At 39.1% G+C, this 18,944-nt stretch carries 21 protein-coding genes; 2 read left to right on the top strand and 19 right to left on the bottom strand.

Annotated features, from left to right (window positions below; translation table 11 throughout):
• Positions 1-29: 29 nt before the first annotated feature.
• The 5 genes from FFM68_RS04805 to FFM68_RS04785 form a co-directional block, all read right to left on the bottom strand.
• Complete coding sequence (locus FFM68_RS04805; protein WP_137618298.1) at positions 30-602, bottom strand: MarR family winged helix-turn-helix transcriptional regulator; 573 nt, start codon at positions 600-602, stop codon at positions 30-32.
• Between the two features lie 240 nt (positions 603-842).
• Entirely contained in the window at positions 843-1,295 is a 453-nt protein-coding gene (locus tag FFM68_RS04800) for a hypothetical protein (RefSeq protein WP_137618297.1), read from the bottom strand.
• A 72-nt stretch (positions 1,296-1,367) separates the two neighbouring features.
• Entirely contained in the window at positions 1,368-1,730 is a 363-nt protein-coding gene (locus FFM68_RS04795; protein WP_137618296.1) for a thioesterase family protein, read from the bottom strand.
• The gene (locus tag FFM68_RS04790) at positions 1,727-2,944 is read right to left on the bottom strand and encodes a CCA tRNA nucleotidyltransferase (protein ID WP_137618295.1); all 1,218 of its coding nucleotides are present in this window, start codon (positions 2,942-2,944) and stop codon (positions 1,727-1,729) included. The genes FFM68_RS04795 and FFM68_RS04790 overlap by 4 nt, the downstream gene beginning before the upstream one ends.
• The gene (locus FFM68_RS04785) at positions 2,941-3,291 is read right to left on the bottom strand and encodes a nucleotide pyrophosphohydrolase (protein WP_137618294.1); all 351 of its coding nucleotides are present in this window, start codon (positions 3,289-3,291) and stop codon (positions 2,941-2,943) included. Before FFM68_RS04785 ends, FFM68_RS04790 begins: the two co-directional genes overlap by 4 nt.
• Positions 3,292-3,539: 248 nt before the next feature.
• On the opposite strand from FFM68_RS04785, the gene FFM68_RS04780 reads away from it, so the two are divergent.
• Entirely contained in the window at positions 3,540-4,430 is an 891-nt protein-coding gene (locus tag FFM68_RS04780) for a YitT family protein (protein WP_137618293.1), read from the top strand.
• A gap of 47 nt (positions 4,431-4,477) precedes the next feature.
• Here FFM68_RS04780 and FFM68_RS04775 read toward each other — a convergent pair whose 3' ends face one another.
• From FFM68_RS04775 to FFM68_RS04715, 13 genes are all read right to left on the bottom strand, one after another.
• Positions 4,478-5,023 carry a YpiB family protein gene (locus FFM68_RS04775; protein ID WP_137618292.1) on the bottom strand — a complete coding sequence of 182 codons (546 nt, stop codon included), beginning with the start codon at positions 5,021-5,023 and terminating at the stop codon, positions 4,478-4,480.
• Positions 5,024-5,036: 13 nt separating this feature from the next.
• On the bottom strand, positions 5,037-6,281 hold the full coding sequence (locus FFM68_RS04770) for a tetratricopeptide repeat protein (RefSeq protein WP_137618291.1): 1,245 nt from the start codon (positions 6,279-6,281) through the stop codon (positions 5,037-5,039).
• Complete coding sequence (locus FFM68_RS04765) at positions 6,282-7,334, bottom strand: hypothetical protein (RefSeq protein ID WP_137618290.1); 1,053 nt, start codon at positions 7,332-7,334, stop codon at positions 6,282-6,284. It lies immediately after the preceding gene.
• A 140-nt stretch (positions 7,335-7,474) separates the two neighbouring features.
• The gene (locus FFM68_RS04760; RefSeq protein ID WP_174784500.1) at positions 7,475-8,137 is read right to left on the bottom strand and encodes a hypothetical protein; all 663 of its coding nucleotides are present in this window, start codon (positions 8,135-8,137) and stop codon (positions 7,475-7,477) included.
• Positions 8,138-8,275: 138 nt separating this feature from the next.
• The gene (locus FFM68_RS04755) at positions 8,276-9,742 is read right to left on the bottom strand and encodes a PH domain-containing protein (protein WP_137618288.1); all 1,467 of its coding nucleotides are present in this window, start codon (positions 9,740-9,742) and stop codon (positions 8,276-8,278) included.
• Positions 9,735-10,226 carry a PH domain-containing protein gene (locus FFM68_RS04750; RefSeq protein ID WP_137618287.1) on the bottom strand — a complete coding sequence of 164 codons (492 nt, stop codon included), beginning with the start codon at positions 10,224-10,226 and terminating at the stop codon, positions 9,735-9,737. Before FFM68_RS04750 ends, FFM68_RS04755 begins: the two co-directional genes overlap by 8 nt.
• A gap of 466 nt (positions 10,227-10,692) precedes the next feature.
• The gene (gene hbs / locus FFM68_RS04745; RefSeq protein WP_010744623.1) at positions 10,693-10,968 is read right to left on the bottom strand and encodes a non-specific DNA-binding protein Hbs; all 276 of its coding nucleotides are present in this window, start codon (positions 10,966-10,968) and stop codon (positions 10,693-10,695) included.
• A gap of 228 nt (positions 10,969-11,196) precedes the next feature.
• Positions 11,197-12,507 carry a ribosome biogenesis GTPase Der gene (gene der / locus FFM68_RS04740; protein WP_137618286.1) on the bottom strand — a complete coding sequence of 437 codons (1,311 nt, stop codon included), beginning with the start codon at positions 12,505-12,507 and terminating at the stop codon, positions 11,197-11,199.
• A 286-nt stretch (positions 12,508-12,793) separates the two neighbouring features.
• On the bottom strand, positions 12,794-14,014 hold the full coding sequence (gene rpsA / locus FFM68_RS04735) for a 30S ribosomal protein S1 (RefSeq protein WP_137618285.1): 1,221 nt from the start codon (positions 14,012-14,014) through the stop codon (positions 12,794-12,796).
• 146 nt (positions 14,015-14,160) lie between these two features.
• Positions 14,161-14,832, bottom strand: coding sequence for a (d)CMP kinase (cmk, locus tag FFM68_RS04730; RefSeq protein WP_137618284.1), 672 nt, complete (start codon positions 14,830-14,832; stop codon positions 14,161-14,163).
• Positions 14,833-14,892: 60 nt separating this feature from the next.
• Positions 14,893-15,534 (bottom strand): LysM peptidoglycan-binding domain-containing protein, encoded by a 642-nt coding sequence (locus tag FFM68_RS04725; protein WP_137618283.1) that lies wholly within the window; start codon positions 15,532-15,534, stop codon positions 14,893-14,895.
• A gap of 68 nt (positions 15,535-15,602) precedes the next feature.
• A complete protein-coding gene (locus FFM68_RS04720; RefSeq protein WP_137618282.1) occupies positions 15,603-16,997 on the bottom strand; it encodes a RecQ family ATP-dependent DNA helicase in 1,395 nt (464 codons plus the stop codon).
• Positions 16,988-17,974 carry a helix-turn-helix domain-containing protein gene (locus tag FFM68_RS04715; RefSeq protein WP_137618281.1) on the bottom strand — a complete coding sequence of 329 codons (987 nt, stop codon included), beginning with the start codon at positions 17,972-17,974 and terminating at the stop codon, positions 16,988-16,990. Before FFM68_RS04715 ends, FFM68_RS04720 begins: the two co-directional genes overlap by 10 nt.
• Positions 17,975-18,002: 28 nt before the next feature.
• Here FFM68_RS04715 and FFM68_RS04710 point away from each other — a divergent pair, with 28 nt between their 5' ends.
• On the top strand, positions 18,003-18,215 hold the full coding sequence (locus tag FFM68_RS04710) for a ferredoxin (protein ID WP_137618280.1): 213 nt from the start codon (positions 18,003-18,005) through the stop codon (positions 18,213-18,215).
• 54 nt (positions 18,216-18,269) lie between these two features.
• Here FFM68_RS04710 and FFM68_RS04705 read toward each other — a convergent pair whose 3' ends face one another.
• Complete coding sequence (locus tag FFM68_RS04705; RefSeq protein ID WP_137618279.1) at positions 18,270-18,863, bottom strand: ECF transporter S component; 594 nt, start codon at positions 18,861-18,863, stop codon at positions 18,270-18,272.
• Positions 18,864-18,944: the final 81 nt, after the last annotated feature.

The following is an 18,944-nucleotide window of genomic DNA, read 5'->3' as shown; positions in this document are numbered from 1 at the left end:
GAAATTTTTCCTTTACGACTGACTTCATATTACCAATCAAAGCTGCTAAATTCATTGAAATGATGGGGATGTCCTCTATGAGAGCCATGGAAACCGTGAGGCCCGTGCTCATGTGGCGGTCGTGGGCCCTCGAAGCCTTTTCCGCCGCCATAAGAGGCATCAAAATCGTCTTTAGCTAACTGATTTTTTAACGACTCACTTAATTTTTCAACTAAACGCGACCATTCAGCCTTTTCCTCTTCACTGAAATTTGCAAATAGCTCTTCGTTGACATCCGGCGTTTCAGACATTTTTTCAATTTCTGTTTTGCCCAAATCAGTCAAACGAATGATCATCACTCGACGATCTTCTGCCGATGATTCACGTGTGATTAATTTTTTGCTCTCAAGTTTTTGTAATAATTCACCCACAGATTGTGGACGCATTCCTAGTACAAAAGTCAAATCCTTTTGACTAATCTCAGGATTCATTTTTAGTAATGCTAGAACTCTGCCTTGCCCACGATGCAGACCAAATCCTTGTTTTTTTGCCATTTGGCGGTGATAGTAACGACGTAAATCTTGTTGCAACCGCATAAATTGCTCATTTAGTTGATTTTCCAACTGTTATCGCTCCTTAATTTTAACGAATTTATTTTTATAAGGCACCTTACTAAAAAACAGTATACAGGTACCTTTGTAATTTTTCAAGTTAAATCTAGATTTTATTACGGTACCTTAACAAAAACTTTAACTGACTTCTCAAAAAAGAACTGCTTCAAGAAGTAAGTGAAAAATGCTGTTTTTCACTATTTATTAAAAAAGAGGCATGACAAGAATCTTGTCATACCTCTTGGCTGCTATTTAAAATTGTTCACTGTAGACTTCATCAACATTTTTCGTTGGATCGATCACAATATATAAACTTTTTGTTTTTTCCGAAACTTTTGTTGATTGATAGACATTGTCTAAACCTTCAGTATCTTTGTCTTTATATGGAAAATAAACAGAATCAGGATGACCAGAGCGATAAATAATTTCCATCCGTTCAATGTCTTCAAACTTACGAGCACGCTCGAACATGCCCATTTCCAAACCGCCTAAGTTGATATCTGAAGTTTGAACATGATCGCCTTCTTGATAAATTTCGATCTTGAAGCCTGCACATGGATGAATTTCTACAAATTCGCTGCCGTGAATTCTTCCAAAGCTGGTTGTAATTTGCTTGATCCACAAATCACCAATATATCGGCGATCAATCGTCCATGTTTCGCCATTTCGAAAATAAAATTTTAGCGCTGTCATTTCTCTTGCCATTTTGCATTCTCCTCACTACTAATCTAATTGTAATTTTAGCATACCTTGAGTAAACGGTCACATGTTGTGCATTTATTTCAATTTTTTTAAAAATACAGCCGTTTCGACGATTACTCTTTGATGGGTCCCTTCACCAATCAGTTGCTCCTTATCAAAAGCTTTTATGGAAAACGAACGCTTATTTCTCGTTGCTTCAAGCAGTTCTGCTTTAACGTCCACCGTTGCTCCTACCGCTGTTGGTGCTAAATGGTTTACACTCATTGCAACGCCCACACTCGTTTGCTCAACAGAAAGGTCATCAGCTAAAAGATCTTTTGCACAATTTTCCATCATCGCTACCAGAGCCGGTGTTGCTAAGACATCTAAATCACCTGAGCCCATTTTGACAGCTGTTTGATCTGCCTGTACTTGATAGTGTTTCGTTAACTTTTTCATGGCATCTCCTTTTTCAAAAAATCTTCCGCAAAGTTCAACAATGCTCGCTTATTATTTTCTAACTTGCCTGCAACTACAGCTTGTTCTAACCTATTCAGTGTTGTACTGATCCAAGGTCCACGAGGATAATCGAAGTTTTCCATCACTTCATTACCTTTTACCGCAAGGTCTTTCAATGAATAAATCGGTAGAAATTGGTAAAGCAGCCGAACTTTTTCTAAGTTGGGCTTTTGTTCAAAATACTGTAACAGATATTCAACCGAAAGCGCCAATTCTCGTCCTAATTGATACAGTGTCCAATTATCCCAGTCATTTTCCAACCGAAATTGTAACGCAGGAACCATTTGAATCACTTCTTTGATCAGTTGATTTGAACATTTCCATTCTTTCATAAAATGACGAATCGCCGCACTATCAAAATCAAGCAATGTCATCAATAATGTCCATGCCTGGCGTTCTGTTGGAATCGCCGGTCCGCGAAGCTTGGCAAAATTCAATAACCCTTCGCGATAATTGCGCAGACCTGGACAATAAATATAGCAATCAGACTCCACAAAAGAGTGCAATCCAGCCTCTCGGAAAGAACCCATCATCAATTTAACAAACTCCACGTTGATGCGTTCGACAGAGATTTTCGCTAGCAATGAATGATATTCTTGAATGGCTTCGAAGGTATCCGGCTCTAATGTGAATCCTAGATGGCTGACAAACCGCAATGCACGCATCATTCTCAACGCGTCTTCATGGAAACGCTCATATGGATTGCCCACAGCTCGTAAGATTTTATTACGTAAATCAGCAAGACCATCAAAAAGATCGATTACTGTCCCGTCAATCCCAACAGCCAATGCATTAATAGTGAAATCACGCCGTTTTAAATCTTCCTTCAACGAACGAACAAATTCCACATGATCAGGTCGCCGATAATCTTGATACGTTGATTCCGTTCGAAAAGTCGTGACCTCATAGGTCGTTTCTTTTGTAATGACCATTACTGTTCCATGATCGATCCCGACATCAATCGTGCGCGGAAATAATTCTTTCACTTCTGCAGGAAAGGCACTTGTTGCGATGTCCACATCATGGATTGGTTTATTCAATAAGATGTCACGAACGCTGCCACCGACATAATAAGCTTCATAACCAGCATCTTGTAATTTTCGCAAAATCGGCATTGCGCCTTGAAATTCTAAAGGAAATGCTTCTAGTTTCATTGAGTGCCACCTTCTGTCAACCCGTCTTTACGTTCAAAACGAAAACGATCACGGCGATTAAATTTATCCATATTCCGAGTAAAGGCTTCTGTTAAATCAATTCCGAGCGAGTTTGCCATAATAATCGTGACAAATAATACATCGCCCAACTCTTCTTCTACCGTTTTAGGATTTTCTGATACTTTCTTCTTTTTTTCTCCATAATGATGATTGACTTCCCGAGCCAACTCTCCAACTTCTTCCGTTAAGCGAGCCATCTGTCCTAAGGGGGAAAAATAACCTATTTTAAATTGTTGGATATAATCATCAACTTCTTGTTGCATGATTCTCATTGTCTTTTCATTCATTTAACCACCTCAAATCTATCTTATCAAAAAACAGATTTGTTTCCTATCCTGTTGTTGTAACTATCTGAATTTCATGCTATGTTGGTTGAGGACGAAAGTCAAGAAAGCCGATTATTAAATGCATTATACTTCATTTTTTATAATTTAATTGACGATAATCTCTATTGCCTTTTTTGGTGATTGCATTTGTTCTAACGGCTGACTATCCATAGCATTCTATGCTATTACATTATTTTAGGAGGTGTCATATGGAAACAACTATGACTATACGAATTAAAGAAATTCTATTTATTGTGATTGGAACAGCGATTTATGCGTTTGGTTTGGTTTATTTGAACATTGCGAATCATTTGGCTGAAGGCGGTGTCACCGGTATTACTTTGATTATCCGTGCCTTGTTCGGGATCGATCCTGCCTATACAACTTTGCTTATCAATATTCCTTTGATCTTGATCGGTGGAAAAATTTTAGGCAAGCGTTCTTTTTACTATACGATTTTAGGAACTGTTTGTTTATCCGCTTTTTTATGGATTTGGCAACGAATTCCGTTACAGATCAATTTAGACCATGATTTATTTATCGTCTCAATCTTAGCCGGACTATTTGCTGGATTTGGCAGCGGCTTAGTTTATCGAAATGGTGGAACAACTGGCGGTGCAGATGTTATCGCAAGAATTCTTGAACAGAAATTTGGTTTTACGATGGGGAAATCATTACTCTTTTTTGATATTATTGTTTTAATTTGTTCCCTAACGTACTTAGATTTGAAACGAATGATGTATACGTTGATCGTATCCTTTGTATTCAGCAGAGTCGTTGACGTCCTTTCTTCTGGTGGGTATGCGGCTAAAGGTGTCATGATCATCTCCAATGAAAGCAATGTCATCGCTGAGTTATTAATGGCGCATTTGGAACGCGGAGTGACTTATCTCCATGGCGAAGGCGGTTTTTCTTCAGAAGTGAAACGAATCGTCTACATCGTGGTTTCGCAACAAGAAGTCACTGAGGTAAAAAAACTCATCCACTCAGTCGATGAAAAAGCCTTTATTTTAATCAGCAATGTTCATGATGTTGAAGGTGAAGGGTTTACTTACTTAAAACCGCAACGCCGAAGATTTACTCTAAAACGAAGCAACTAAAAAAACATGACCTAGACAGCTTACGCTATTGTCTAGGTCATGTTTTTTTATTGTTGTACTGTCAATTTTAAGCGATTCAATTCATCTGACAATCCAAGAAAAGCTTCTTTATCGCCCGCTTCTAATGCCAAGTCGATTTGTTTTTTCAATAATTCGATTTGCGCTTCTTGTTCTTGTTGTTTTAAAAAGTTTTCGACCTCTGAAACGATCTCTTCGCTGACCGTGTCATTCCACGACAAACTTGGATTGTCCTCAAGAACCGATAGATATTGCGCATTTTGCCAAGAATTAGGGAAAATACATTCTACGTATAGCGGCTGTTGCCAATGTAGACGAATCTCATGAAAAATTTGATCACTGTTAGAAAATTGATGGCCTTCGATTGAAAACACCATCGGTTCTTCTTTTTGCGAGATATCGCGAAATACTAACCCGCGTTTTGTTTCCAAAGCTTGTTCCACGATATGAACATTTCGTAAAATCGCCTCATGATTGATCAAATAGTTCAAGATCCAAATCACTTCGCGTCGTTGAAAGCTCACATTGTTGATCAGCCAGACAAGAAATTCACGTTTTTCAGCTACATCGATCATTTTCTTCACCTCTTTATTCTAGTAATGATTGCACCTCTAAATCACCTGGTTCTAATTGTAAATAATTCGTCAGAACGGTACGCGCCAATTCTATTTGACCGTCTTCACGCAAGAAAAGTCCGTAAGCTTTTAAGAAATCCGGTTCATGAGCTAAGTCTTCATAGGCTTGTTGGTAATGCGTTCGGGCAGCTTCAAAATCTTCTGATTCATTATAGGCTTGTGCCAAATTCCATTCAGCATAAGGATTGTCTTTTTCATCCATCTGACTGATCATTTCAATCGCTTTGTCAAATTGTTCTTCATTCAAATATAAATTGCTTAACGTCAACAATGTTTCGTCTGTTTTTTCGCCGCTTTCAAGTGCTTGTAGTAATAAATCCTCTGCTTTTTTGCTGTCTCGCAAACGATAGGCAATTTCAGACGCCAAGTGCAACAATTCTACTTGATAAGGATTTTCTTTGACCCCATCTTCCGCTGCAAGCAATGCCTCTTCTAACAGTTCTTCTTCTTTCAAACTATCAGCAAGGTAATAATAGCCACTTTGATACTGCGGATCAAGCATGATCAACTCTTGCAAATAATTGATTGCCTTTTGATAATCTTTTAATTGATAGTAAGTAAACCCTAATTGGAATAATCGATCAGCCGTGCGTTCTTTTTCTAGTGCCTGTTCTAAAAACGGAATGGCTTCTTCGAGTCCGCCCATCATGCTGTAAGCTGAGCCGATCCGTTCATCAATGGAAATATTTACCAGTTCTTCGATTCCTTGTTTTTGAAGCTGACCATATTCGTTGATTGCTTCGCCTAATTGATTAGTAGAAAAATGTAGTTCTGCCAATGCAAATGTGATCAATGGTTCTTCCGGTGCGATCGTTTTTGCTTGCAATAATTTTGCTTCGCTAACTTCTGGAATTCCCAATACTTGATACAAATCAGCTGTCACCAGCAAACTCTCTAAGTAATTTTCACTTGTCGGATCAATCTTTTCTAAATAATCGAATGCACTGTCGATGTCATCATTTTCGATCGCAATCTCCGCTAGTGGAAGATAAAAAACATCTTCCGCTGGAAAATCCGCTGAAAGTTTTAGTAAGACTTGTTTTGCCTCATCTAAAAATCCTAGTGCCTGCAGTTCTTCAGCAAAACTTGCAAGTATTTCAGGTTTATCTTTTTTTAATGCCTCTTCAAACAGTTGATTGGCTTTTGTTAACTCTTCATCTCTCAATGCTGTGAGCATTTTTTCACTATAACTTGACATCTATTCTCCCCTGATCTCTGTTACGATTTTTTGATACGCTTCAAACGTTTGAAGCAATTCTTTTTGAGTCGGCAGTTTCTTTGCGCCGACTTTTCCGATTTGAACCAATCCGACCAACGGTTTTTCTTGTGCTAAAGCGATCACTTGCTGACCATAATCAGCAAGCGATATTCCCGCTGGAACAACGATTGGAAATCCTAATCGCACCAACCATATCATAAAATTTTTAAAATTGAAATGAAGATTGCTTGCGGTGATATTCCAGCCCAGTTCAAACAACAAACCGAACATCGCCTTCATACTATTGGAGAGTAGCGATCCATTCTCCGTTTGAAAAAAAGCTTTTTCAAAAATTTTACCAAAATCCCGCAGCTGTTCACTGTCTGATTGGTAATAGTTGATCAAATTTTCGCTAAAAGCCGAAAAAGAATGTTGCAAAAGGGCCTCGCGAGTCGGAAAGTTCACATACAAACTTTGCAAAAAGGAATAGTCACTGACAATCCCGCAACGGATCAAGGTCAAGAGATCAACCATTTTCCCCGTTGTTTGCTGATCCGCCAACGTGTGGTCAAATAAAATACTTTGCGGAACTTCGTCGATTTCCATCACTGTCGTCAACTTTTTATTAGAAACAATCTGAGCAGAAAAAGTCAGACTTTGCGCAAATGAACGCAATGATACCGGTAAAAAACACAGCTCTGCTTGCAAATTCGTCACGTGGTGAACAAAACCTAACAGCTCGATTACGCCTTCATTACCGATTCCTAGAAAAAGCGTCTCTTTTTGCCGACTGAACCGATCAAGAAAATGGATCAATTCTTGAAAATTTTCCAACGTATTGCAGTAACGGTTATTAGGTGTGATGAACCATTCATGAGAACTTGTTTTAGGTACAAATTGTCGCAGTTTCTCCGCGTATAAGTCATAGTAGCGCTGATTGCCGCAAAAGAGAATTTGTTTATTTTCCAGCTTCTTTTTTCGCATCATTGAAGCGACTGTTTCCCCATAAATAATCAGCGTCTCATTCGTTTGATGTCGATAGGCGACTTCCATCTCGCTCACCACCTCGTTTTCTTTATTTTATACTACAAAAAAACCTCTCGCAACAAATGTACAAGAGGCTGACTAAGAATTTTGCTCTTTATTTAAAAAAACGGTGTTTTAACTGGTTCAATCATTTCACAATTATTTTCTTATGGTGTTGTTTGATTTTGTACAGGTGTCTCTGCCTGAGTCGCTGGCGTCTGCTGTTCGATGGTCTGACTTGGCTGGGTCTCTTGTTGATTTTCCTGTACCGGTTCTGTTTGCTGCGGCGTTTGTTGCTGACTTGGCTGTTGATTCGTTTGTTCTTGTTGCTGATAATATTGCTGATTTTGATTTGCCGCTTCTTCTGCTTGTGACAATTCTTCAAAGGTCAGTACCCCATCATTATTCAGATCGGATTCTGACGTGCCTTCTCTGATGACTCGTTCACCATTTGCTAAAACACGTAACACAGTAACTTGTTCTCCCCAAGGTGTCGTCAATACTTGCCCCACCTCAGTTTCTGTTGACTCCGTCGTCTCAGTTGAGTCCGTCGTCGATTCATTCAATGTGACTTGCCTTTTCGAAACAGTGCCTTCATCCGCTGATCCATAAAAATATAAGCCAACCAGTACTACGAGCAGCACTACCGGAACTGTCACTACTAATACGATAAAATTACGCCGTTTTCTGCGTCTGTCTTCCTGATCCAATAGTGTTTCGGCCTCTAAAAAAGCTTGCCGCCATTTCGGATCATTTTTTCGCTGCGCTAGAAATTCGTATGAATGCCAAGAATCATTCTTTTTAACATAAAATAATCTTTCCTTTGACATTGTTTCACCTTCTTTTCCTTTTTCCACTAGATCTTCTATCTTTATTTTATCCTAAGGAAGATCTTTCGTAAATTGAAAAATAGAAGTTACAGTAAATAAAATAACAATCCGAAAAAAACAATTGATTCAATTTTGTTTTTAGTAGCGATTGATCGTTTTCTCTTTCAAAAAGAATTGCTTTATTTCAGCGACAGCTGATTGATCGATAAAACTCAACGAAATTTTTTCTGGTGTCGTTCCCGTCTTCAACCAAAAACTGACATGGCCGATTTTTTTAGAGAACAGCCGCCAAGTCGTTCGCTCTGAAAAGGCTTGGATTTTTCTCTGTTCTACAAAAGTTTGGACTTTCGAAAAGCCGGCAAAGGTCTGCACACACAAGCGAGTATCTGTTTGTAGCGCATAACCTTGAAAATGAGCTTCCAGCCAAGCAAAAAGTAATAAAATCGCCGCTATCGCTGTTGCGCCAACCGCTAACCAGTGATTAAAATAATAACTGATACCGATGAGCGGTACCGCAACTAATACGATCCAGCGCCAGAAATACCATAATTTTTTGCGCGAGACATACCGGATCTTCGGAGGATCAAATGCCCATTCCGGCAATAATAAGTCAAGACTGTCAAACAGCTGCTGATCAAAAACGATCGGTAAAAAATAAAGTTTTTTACTGATATCTTTTTCTTCTTCTTGACCTCCGGCTAATAACAATTCTACTGTCGATATTCCAAATAGCCGTCGTAAAACTTGCTGGCGGATTTTGATTCCTTGGATTTTTTGCAACGGAATTTTTTGAACACGCCGTTCTAATAAACCGCTCTCGATCATCAGGTTCTTTCCATATCTGCTGACTTTAAAGTTGTAATATTGCAAAAAATTTTTAGCGATAGAAACAGTTGCCAAAATCAACAAAAGAAATACCCCCAACCCTAGCAACACGATCCAATTTGCTTGCAGCAAACGCTCAGAGGTGGAGACTGCCTGATTGAGCCAATCATCTGGAATGAAATCATATAAAAAAGCAATCAATGTTACTGCCGCCGCTAAAATACTCAGATCCGTCAATCCAAATAAAAGAATTTGACCATTGGTTATTTGATGTACGTATGCAGGTGCCGTTTCTGTGACAGTACTCTTTGTTTCTACTGTTTCTGAAATGGGCTCTTTCACTGTTTTTTCTTGCAGCCGATATTCTTCGATCACTTGAACCAACTCTTCAGCAACTGCCGGCAAGGAAGCTTCGGCTTTTCCGGCTTCACCTCCTGCTGTTTCAATCAGCAGTTGGACTACATGAAAGGGTTGAAAAAAGAACCATTGTCTTTGCTTGATAGTTTGGATTCGATCATAAGGAATATCGATTTCATGTTTACGAAAAATCCCTTGATAAATAATGATTTTTTCCGAAGAAATTTGATACGCTTGCGAAAAATAATTTGCTGCTGCTGATCCAATAATTAATAATACGAGTGCTGCCGCTGCTAATTTCCCATAAAGTGTGGAGATCCAGCCATTAATAACCAACAAGACGAGTAAAAAGAACCATGTCCTGATCCCATTCAATAGAAAAATCAGGATCGCCAATGGATGGAATCTTTTCTTCTCAGACATCTTCTTTCGCCGCCTTTACTAGCTCGATGATCTGCTGGCGCAAAGCCATTGCTTCTTGCATATCTAAGCCAGCAAGATGATGACTAGTCGCCGCAGTATGAATGACGATTTCCATCAAATTTTCTTGTCTTAAAAATGGTCCCTGTTCTGTCTCTACATGTTGAATTCGATTCAACGGAACATAAGTGATCGACCGGAAAATAAAGCCCTTTTGAAAAGCGATATCTTCTGTCGTAATTTCATAACGGTGAAACGTATAGCGATAAGGAATAAGTGCCATTACCAGCGCAAAAATTAATCCAAGAATCACAAAGTAAGCAATCACAAACCAGCTGAAAATCCCCTTAAATTGATCAAACCAGACCAATGCAGCAGTTCCCGCAACACCCAGTAAGAAAAAAATCCCCATCGTCACATAGTGATTTTTACGCCAGACTGCCTTGATTCGTTGTGGCATTTGTTTCGGTAATAAAGGATACTCCATCTTTTTCCCCACATTTCTGTTTTCATTTTGTAAAAATTTTTCCTTTGTTTATAGTACCGTGAAAAGGCTCCCGCCGTCTACTCTCGAGAAAAACAAAACGACGATGAAAGACCTGCTCAATTTTGACAGCTTTCAGCGAATACTACATTAAATAGAAAAAAGAAGTGTTTGAATGCCTTTATAAATAACCTTCTTTTTTCTATAAGTGCTATGCGTCCACCAATACAAAAAAAGATATGACAAAATCTTTGCCATATCCCCTTCAGCATTTTTTATGTAAATACATTTTTTATAGAACAAGTTTCTGCTATTTCACTATTCGTGTAAATTCGCATCAAATCATGAAAAATAAAACTTATTGAGAACGAAATATTTTGAACGAGTACCCGCTTATTGTCCCTCTTGAATATATAGAAAAGAGAAAACCCGCTGTAGCCCTAAAGCTACAGCGGGTTAACCTTTGCAATTATTTAACTGCATCTTTTAACGCTTTCCCTGGTTTGAACGCAGGTACTTTGCTTGCTGGGATTTCGATTTCTTCACCAGTTTGTGGGTTACGTCCTTTGCGGGCCGCACGTTCACGTACTTCAAAGTTACCGAAGCCGATTAATTGAACTTTCTCACCTTCAGCTAATGCGTCTTGGATAGTTGAAAATACAGCATCGACAGCAGCGGTAGCGTCTTTCTTAGTTAAGTCAGTAGCTGCTGCAACTTTTTCGATCAATTCTGCTTTGTTTGCCATGAATGAATTCACCTCCTGAGAAATGAGTATTGAAATCTGAACACCAACCGATAACTGAGTGGTCCAGTCACCAGTAAATAAATATTGATTTGGTCAATATTCTTTTATAACGATAGCATAAGAACCTTATGTTAGCAAGGTTTTTAGCGATTAATGACACAAAATTCATGCTTGTTTTATCATTCAGCGAAATCTGTTGTCACTAAAATAAAAGTATGATAAAATATCCTATTTTCTTCTCCGAGGAATGATTTTAATCGGTGTTCCTTCAAATTCAAAGGCTTTTCGAATTTGATTTTCTAAAAATCGTGCGTATGAAAAATGCATCAATTCTTCTTCGTTGACAAATACAACAAAGGTCGGCGGTTTCACGGCAACTTGTGTCGCATAGAAGATCTTCAAACGTTTGCCTTTATCTGTCGGCGTTGGATTAATTGCTACTGCATCCATAATAATGTCATTTAAAACAGAAGAAGGGATCCGCAGATTTTGATTCATGCTGACTTCTTCGATCATCGTTGGAATTTTATTTAAGCGTTGTTTGGTCATCGCTGAAACAAAAACGATTGGTGCATAATCCAAATAAGCAAATTCTTCACGGATCTCTTGTTCGAATTTTTTCATCGTATGAGTATCTTTTTCAACTAAATCCCATTTATTGACTACGATGATTACTCCACGGCCTGCTTCATGAGCATAACCGGCGATCCGTTTATCTTGTTCGCGGATACCTTCTTCACCATTCAGTACAACTAGAACAACATCTGAACGATCAATTGCTCGCATCGCCCGCATAACAGAATATTTTTCTGTGTTTTCATATACTTTTCCACGTTTTCGCATGCCGGCTGTATCGATCATTGTAAACTCTTGACCATTCTCGCCGACAAATCGTGTATCGATCGCATCTCGAGTCGTTCCTTCGATATCTGAAACAATTACTCGATCTTCCCCTAAAATCGCATTGATCAATGACGATTTACCAACATTTGGTCGACCAATCAAGCTAAATTTAATGGATGGATCTTCCTCATCGTCATTATCTTCAGGAAAATGTTTGACTGCTTCATCTAAGACATCGCCTAAACCAAGTCCATGGCTACCTGATACTGGATAAGGTTCGCCTAAGCCTAGAGAATAAAATTCATAAATATCGTTTCGCATCTCAGGATTATCGACTTTGTTCACCAATAAGATGATTGGCTTTTTACTCCGATATAAAATTTTGGCAACTGCTTCATCTGCGTCTGTAACGCCTTCTTTACCGCTTGCGACAAGTAAAATGACGTCTGCTTCATCAATCGCGATCTGCGCTTGTTGCTTGATTTGTTCCATAAATGGCTCATCGCTAATATCGATTCCGCCAGTATCAATGATTGAAAATTCATGATCCAGCCATTCACCTTTAGCATAGATTCGGTCGCGAGTAACGCCTGGCGTATCTTCAACGATTGAAATACGTTCTCCGGCGATCCGATTGAACAATGTTGATTTCCCCACATTCGGGCGGCCAACGATTGCAATTGTAGGATTTGACATAACTTACCTCGTTCCTATTAATTAATATTAATGGATTTATTTTTCTAAACAGAAAGAATAAATTTGATTTTCTTAGCATAGGCCCTCTGACTGGCTAGATTCTTTTACTGGCGATGTTGCCTTTGTTCCTTCGCTGCAACTGATCTGGCCAAGCTAGGCTAGTCTGCTCTTTTTCAAATTCTCTTTAGTTTAACTAAGAAAGCTCCTTCTTGCAAGAGAAGGAGCCCTTTTCATTTATTAAATTAATAAAAAAAACACACCAATAACTTGGTGTGCTCTTTAAAAACTATTCTTGATCCGTTGAATCGTCTTTCAACGCGTCACCTAAGATGTCTCCCATAGTAAATCCAGTGTTTTCTTCTGGCAACTCATAAGATTCTTCTTCGACAGGTTCTGCTTTTTCTTCTTCTGATTTTTCTTCCAGCGCTTTGATTGAAAGAGCTACACGATGATCTTCAGGATGTACTTCTAAAACTTTCACTTGTACTTGATCGCCTTCATGTAAAACTTCATGAGGTGTCGCGATGTGTTTGTGAGAGATTTGAGAAATATGCACCAAACCTTCGACTCCTGGGAAAATTTCAACAAAGGCACCGAAGCTAGTCAAGCGTTTCACTGTTCCTTCAAGAACAGAACCTGGAGCCGCTTTTTCTTCGATATCTGTCCATGGTCCAGGCAGATTTGCTTTGATTGATAATGAGATCCGTTCTTTTTCTGGATCAACTGAAAGAACTTGGACTTCAACTTCTTCACCAACACTCAATACGTCAGCTGGTTTTGCCACATGACTATGAGAAATCTCTGATACGTGAACCAAACCATCGATTCCACCAAGATCAACAAAGGCGCCAAAATCTGTTAAACGAGCGACTTGTCCTTTGATTACTTGACCCTCATATAAGTCGGCAAGGATTTCTTTTTTCTTTTCTGATTTTTCAGCTTCAACAACCGCTTTATGTGATAAAATCAAGCGATTCTCAGAAGGTTCGATTTCAACGATTTTGAATGCCAATGTTTTTCCAGTATAAACTGAAAAATCATCCACAAAATGATCATCAATCATTGATGCTGGGACAAAACCACGTACACCTACATCAACAACTAAACCGCCTTTAACACTGCTAGTTACTGGTGCTTCGATAATATTTCCAGCTTGGAATTCTTTCTCGATATCTTCCCAAACTTTTTTTGCATCTAAGCGGCGCTTAGAAAGGAGATAACTACCATTTTCTTTGTCTTTTCCAATAGAAGAGATCACAACTAAATCAAGAATGTCGCCAACCTTGACTTCTTCGTTAATGTCTTCAACAGGCAATGTTGAAAGTTCTTTTGCAGGAACTACACCTTCTACTCCCGCGCCTTCAATGCCCACGATAACTTGTTTATCTTCTAAGGCAAGTACCTCACCTCTAACAATATCGCCAACTTGAACTTCATGCACACTTTCCATTGCCGCTTTCATCGAAACGTTCTCATTGTCCATCGAATTTTGTTCTAAATCTGTCATGCCGTTTGTCCTCCTCACCAACAATTCTGCGTAAAATACACTACATGTTCTATTTTAGAATAATCCCCATGAAAAATAAAGCGATTTCTTCTTTTTTTCTAAAAATTTGAACGAAATTCGCTTTATTTATTGGATTTGGCTAAAATTTAGAAACCTTTTGAGTCTATAATCGCTTTAATCTTCGTTACTACCTGTTCGATCGACATCCCAGTCGTATCAACTAAGACAGCATCTGCTGCTTGAACGAGTGGTGAAACCTCCCGATGCGAGTCTAAATAATCCCGTTTCGCAATGGCTTCTTTGATCGCTTCAAAGTCCATGTTAATCCCTTTTTCTTGATTTTCTTTATATCGACGCTGCGCCCGTTCTTCGACACTGGCAACTAGGAAAATCTTGACCTCTGCTTGCGGCAATACAGTCGTTCCGATGTCACGCCCATCCATCACGATTCCACCAGTTTGGGCAAGTTGCCGCTGAGCTTTAACTAATTCTTCACGAACTTTACCATGAGCAGAAACTTCTGAGACAGCTGCTGTTACATCTGGTTGACGAATTGCTTGAGTGATTTCTTCACCATCTGCAAATACTGATTGTCCATATGCTGCAGGTTTGAAAGTGATCGGATAGCTTTTAGTCAACTCTGCTAATGCTTGTTCATCTGAAAAAGCAACATTATGCTTAATCGCTAAAAAAGTTACCGCACGATACATTGCCCCTGTATCGACATAAATAAAATTAAAGTCACTTGCCAAAATTTTTGCTACTGTACTTTTCCCCGATGATGCAGGACCATCGATTGCAATTGAAATATTTTCCATCTTCTGCCTCTTTTCAATAAATAAACCGTAATCGAAATCGATTACGGTAAAGTATTCAACTTATTTAACACGTACTTGTTGACCTGGATCAAAATAAAAACTGTCTAAGGTCATACCATTAAGCTTTAAAAATTCATCTACACTTAAACCGTAACGTCCAGCAATTTGTTTTGGACCTTCACCGGATTGAACTGTTCCATATTGTGCATTTGCATCTGTTTCTGAACTTGGTGTAGTTTGTTGGGCCGCTGCTTGTGAGGCTGCTGCTTGAGACGCTGCTGCTTGTGATTCAGCCGCCGCTTGTGCTGCCGCTGCCTCTTGTTGAGCCTGCTGCTCAGCTTGTTGGGCTTGTTGATCTGCTTCAGATTCTGTTGATACGGTACTTTCTTCAGTACTGCTTTCTTCAGAACTAGATTCTTTTGTTGATGAAGCCTTTGATACTTGCGTTGTACTCTCTGGAGAGGCCGCCGGTTTATCATTTCCGCGAGTGATCCAGAAAAAAGCACCAGCCGGAATCAAAATAAGAGCTAACAATAACGCAACTAGAATCGTTAAGAACTTTGTATTTCCGCCGCCTTTGTTGCCACCGCCACTACGACGAGACTGGCTGCGCGAATAACTTTCTTCTTCACTATCAGATTCATAAATATGTTGATCCCACGGTTCATTATTCGTATCGTTATAGCGATCTTTTCTACTCAATTTCTCTAACCTCCTAAATGCTGTCGCCATGTATTATACCATAGCTCCTGAAAATGTGGCGCCGATTTTCAATCTTTCTCAGCATTTTTAAAAATTCTTTGAATAATTTTTCGCCACGATAATTGATTCTCAATTGGTCCTTGTTCAAGTGTTTTTACGATCAAATTTGCCCCATCGTTATCACAGCAATGAGGATTCTTTTCAGACAGTGTTTCAGCAAAATAGGCAACCAAAAACTGACGACGGCAATCTTTTGTACCGATGTAATCGAGCATTTTTTTCAACTGTAGTTTTTTAGTTGCCCCCCGCTGACTCAATAATTCCATTAAGCGGGCACTTTCGCCAGGGAAATATTGTTCCCATTTCTTTATCAAGGGATCCTCAAAAACCAGATCATTGATTTTTTGTTTGATCTCAAATAATTTTTTTGACTGATTTGTTTGTTCCTGTAAAAAATGATGGATATATTCATCCCCTGTTTCATACAGCAAAATCGCTTGGCTGGGTTGACCATCTCTGCCAGCTCGTCCGACTTCTTGCAAATAATTTTCTGGTGAATCCGGCAGATCATAATGGATCACAAATCGGATATTTTCTTTGTTGATTCCCATACCAAAAGCATTAGTGGCAATTAAAATTCTTAAATCACCAGCTAGAAACTGCTGTTGCAGCATCCGGCGTTCTTGACCGCTGAGCCCTCCATGGTAATACGCGATTGCTTGCTGTCCTTTGAAAGCTTGATATAATTCTTCGACTTTTTTTCTAGTCGCACAATAAATGATCCCTGATCCGGCTAAAGAAGCAACTAATTCTTGTAATTTCTTAAACTTATCTTCTTGGTAAACAAAATAACTGATATTTGGTCGATCGACAGAAAAAACAAATTCTTTTGCGGGTCTTTTTCTGAATAATAATTTTTGAATATCTGCTCGTACTGCTTCAGTCGCCGTCGCCGTTAAAGCTAAGATCACAGATGCCCCGATTGCTTCGATTCCATCAGTTATTTTTAAATATTCTGGTCGAAAATCAATACCCCATTGTGAAATACAATGCGCTTCATCGATGACGATCAAAGCAAGTTTTGTTTTTTTCAACGCATCTTGAACCCCCTGATTCAAAAACATCTCAGGGCTCATGAAGATAAATTTATATTTATAGGTTTCGCTTAAGATCCACTGTTTCTCCCAAGATGACAACAGACTGTTTAATGCCACTGCTCGTTTTTCGCCCATTCGCTGCAATTGCGCGACTTGATCTTCCATTAAAGAGATCAACGGTGAGATGATAATGACCGTCCCATCCAATAAATAACCTGGAAGTTGATAACACAACGATTTCCCTGTCCCAGTCGGCAACATCCCTAAAACGGGTTCTCTGGTTAAAATTGTTTCGATAATCTCGCGCTGCCCTGGACGAAACTGGTCATAATTAAATTTCTCTTTTAATAGTTGTGTTAAATCCATGGTTGTTCCCTCAAGTAATATATTTGCGATAGGCGAAAATTCAAATACGGCACTTCATACTCTTGATAACGTGCATCGATTATTTGAGTCTCCGTCAAATTTTCAAAAGAAAGTTTTTCGAAACGTTCAAAAGGAAAGGCCGCAGTCAACAATGCCCATTCAATAAAATGGTCATTGATCGTTCCTTGTTTTAAGTGACGCAACGTTAAAATTTCACTGACAGTTTTACCAGCTAAAAAGAACGCGCGTGTTTTCAGCATGCTTTGATTGTAATTTTGCTGATCCAAACTCGCTAACAATCGGCCCAGCTCAGCTGTTTTTGCCTGAGCCAAAAAAAGATCGATCGCACGCTGTTGATACAAGGTGCTCCAAGGTGCTTCTTGCCATTTTTCCGGCAATAATTGAAAGGCCGTTTTCCCTTGAAAATCATGACCGGAAAATTGATTAGCTAAAAAATCAGCGACTTCTGGTGATAAGCGTTGGAAAATCTCCGCTAACTCTTGTTGGACACTTGCAACTAGCCCTGGTTGTGATTGTGCCAGCCACTTTTTGGTTTGTTGCAAATAATAAGGGCGGTTTTCGATTGGCAAATAGTTTTTTTCATTAAATGAAAGATGGCTGACTACTTGAAGCCCAAAAAGAAGCAGCTGCCAAGAATTTTCCCGCATGCGGCCATACCGCAAACTATCCAGACCGCTCAAATCAAACGGATTTTCTGCTAATATTTTTTTACCATGTGGTGTCAACTCACCCAAACCATCCTCCGTTGTGATCAAATGATTGGCACATAACCGTTGAAGCTCTTTTTGAAACGTTTCTTCTTTTAAATTCGGCATTATCCCTAAGTAAGCCAAATTTTTATAGAAGAACCCATGTAATAAAACCGAGCTTGTCCTTTTGCCAACCAATAAATGATACAAGGTTGATATTCTTAACTTGTAGCCGGTCTGAAATAACGTTAAAATAAATAAAGTCATAGTAAAATCTCCTGTGGAAGGTGAAAAAATGAAATGCGAAATCATTCCTGAGCGCTGCATTGCCTGTGGTTTATGCCAAGTAATTGCGCCAGAAATTTTTGATTATACCGATGATGGAATCGTACTTTTTGTAGGTGAGCCAGAGGCGACCCACGAATTTATTCCGAAAGATCAGCAAGCAGCAGTAATTGAATCTGCCAAACGTTGCCCCTCTCATGCCATCTTATATCAAGATTCATAATACCATAGTTTAACAAAAAAAATCTCAGACGTTTTGTCTGAGATTTTTTGCTGATTAAACGGAATGGTGTTGAGAAGCCATCGTTTTTTTCGATAACCAAGGCAGTAACTTGGCATGCAGTACTAAGAACGCGGCACTGACGATCGTCCCTTTTAACAAATTGAATGGTACGATCCCAACTAGAATATAGCGACCTAGTCCCATGCCCAACATTTGTCCGGCTGTCAGACCAAATGCCTTTAAGTAAAGCGGCGTAATCACAAAATAATTTGCGATACTCATAAAGATCGTCATCGCTAAAATTCCTAAGCCAAGTCCCAACACTCGTCTTGACGCATTTTTTTGTCTAAACAATAGAAAGATCGGCAAGGTGTATAACGTCGATGCAAAGAAGCTGGCAAAATCACCAATCATATTATCAACCGAAAAACCGGTCATAGTCAAATGCAATAATGAGCGAATAAACGCAGTTGCGACACCTGTCAATGGACCAAAGATAAACATATTGATCAATACTGGAATATCGCTAAAGTCCAACTTTAGAAAAGGAAACATTGGAACGATCGGAAAAGCGATAAATTGTAAAATCAATCCCATTGCTGCTGCCACTGCTACTGCTGTCATTTTTTGTAATCGTAAGTTCTTCATCTGAAATCCTCCGTTTCGGAAACATCTTCATCGAACTATTTAAGCGAGATTTTACACAAAAAAACTCTATGCTTCAGAAAA

It is taken from the genome of Enterococcus xiangfangensis, from assembly GCF_005405365.1.
Taxonomy (GTDB): domain Bacteria; phylum Bacillota; class Bacilli; order Lactobacillales; family Enterococcaceae; genus Enterococcus_A; species Enterococcus_A xiangfangensis.
Note: the sequence above shows the minus strand (reverse complement) of the source record. Positions and strands in the feature narration are given on the sequence as shown.

Excerpts from the sequence above, each read along its gene's own strand:
- FFM68_RS04800 (WP_137618297.1), bottom strand. The coding sequence starts at position 1,295 with ATGGCAAGAGAAATGACAGCGCTAAAATTTTATTTTCGAAATGGCGAA.
- FFM68_RS04720 (WP_137618282.1), bottom strand. The coding sequence starts at position 16,997 with ATGGATTTAACACAACTATTAAAAGAGAAATTTAATTATGACCAGTTT.
- FFM68_RS04775 (WP_137618292.1), bottom strand. The coding sequence starts at position 5,023 with ATGATCGATGTAGCTGAAAAACGTGAATTTCTTGTCTGGCTGATCAAC.
- FFM68_RS04795 (WP_137618296.1), bottom strand. The coding sequence starts at position 1,730 with ATGAAAAAGTTAACGAAACACTATCAAGTACAGGCAGATCAAACAGCT.
- rpsA (WP_137618285.1), bottom strand. The coding sequence starts at position 14,014 with ATGACAGATTTAGAACAAAATTCGATGGACAATGAGAACGTTTCGATG.
- FFM68_RS04765 (WP_137618290.1), bottom strand. The coding sequence starts at position 7,334 with ATGGAAGTCGCCTATCGACATCAAACGAATGAGACGCTGATTATTTAT.
- FFM68_RS04750 (WP_137618287.1), bottom strand. The coding sequence starts at position 10,226 with ATGGAGTATCCTTTATTACCGAAACAAATGCCACAACGAATCAAGGCA.
- cmk (WP_137618284.1), bottom strand. The coding sequence starts at position 14,832 with ATGGAAAATATTTCAATTGCAATCGATGGTCCTGCATCATCGGGGAAA.
- FFM68_RS04710 (WP_137618280.1), top strand. The coding sequence starts at position 18,003 with ATGAAATGCGAAATCATTCCTGAGCGCTGCATTGCCTGTGGTTTATGC.
- FFM68_RS04780 (WP_137618293.1), top strand. The coding sequence starts at position 3,540 with ATGGAAACAACTATGACTATACGAATTAAAGAAATTCTATTTATTGTG.
- hbs (WP_010744623.1), bottom strand. The coding sequence starts at position 10,968 with ATGGCAAACAAAGCAGAATTGATCGAAAAAGTTGCAGCAGCTACTGAC.
- FFM68_RS04715 (WP_137618281.1), bottom strand. The coding sequence starts at position 17,974 with ATGACTTTATTTATTTTAACGTTATTTCAGACCGGCTACAAGTTAAGA.
- FFM68_RS04755 (WP_137618288.1), bottom strand. The coding sequence starts at position 9,742 with ATGTCTGAGAAGAAAAGATTCCATCCATTGGCGATCCTGATTTTTCTA.
- FFM68_RS04760 (WP_174784500.1), bottom strand. The coding sequence starts at position 8,137 with ATGTCAAAGGAAAGATTATTTTATGTTAAAAAGAATGATTCTTGGCAT.
- FFM68_RS04705 (WP_137618279.1), bottom strand. The coding sequence starts at position 18,863 with ATGAAGAACTTACGATTACAAAAAATGACAGCAGTAGCAGTGGCAGCA.
- FFM68_RS04770 (WP_137618291.1), bottom strand. The coding sequence starts at position 6,281 with ATGTCAAGTTATAGTGAAAAAATGCTCACAGCATTGAGAGATGAAGAG.
- der (WP_137618286.1), bottom strand. The coding sequence starts at position 12,507 with ATGTCAAATCCTACAATTGCAATCGTTGGCCGCCCGAATGTGGGGAAA.
- FFM68_RS04785 (WP_137618294.1), bottom strand. The coding sequence starts at position 3,291 with ATGAATGAAAAGACAATGAGAATCATGCAACAAGAAGTTGATGATTAT.
- FFM68_RS04790 (WP_137618295.1), bottom strand. The coding sequence starts at position 2,944 with ATGAAACTAGAAGCATTTCCTTTAGAATTTCAAGGCGCAATGCCGATT.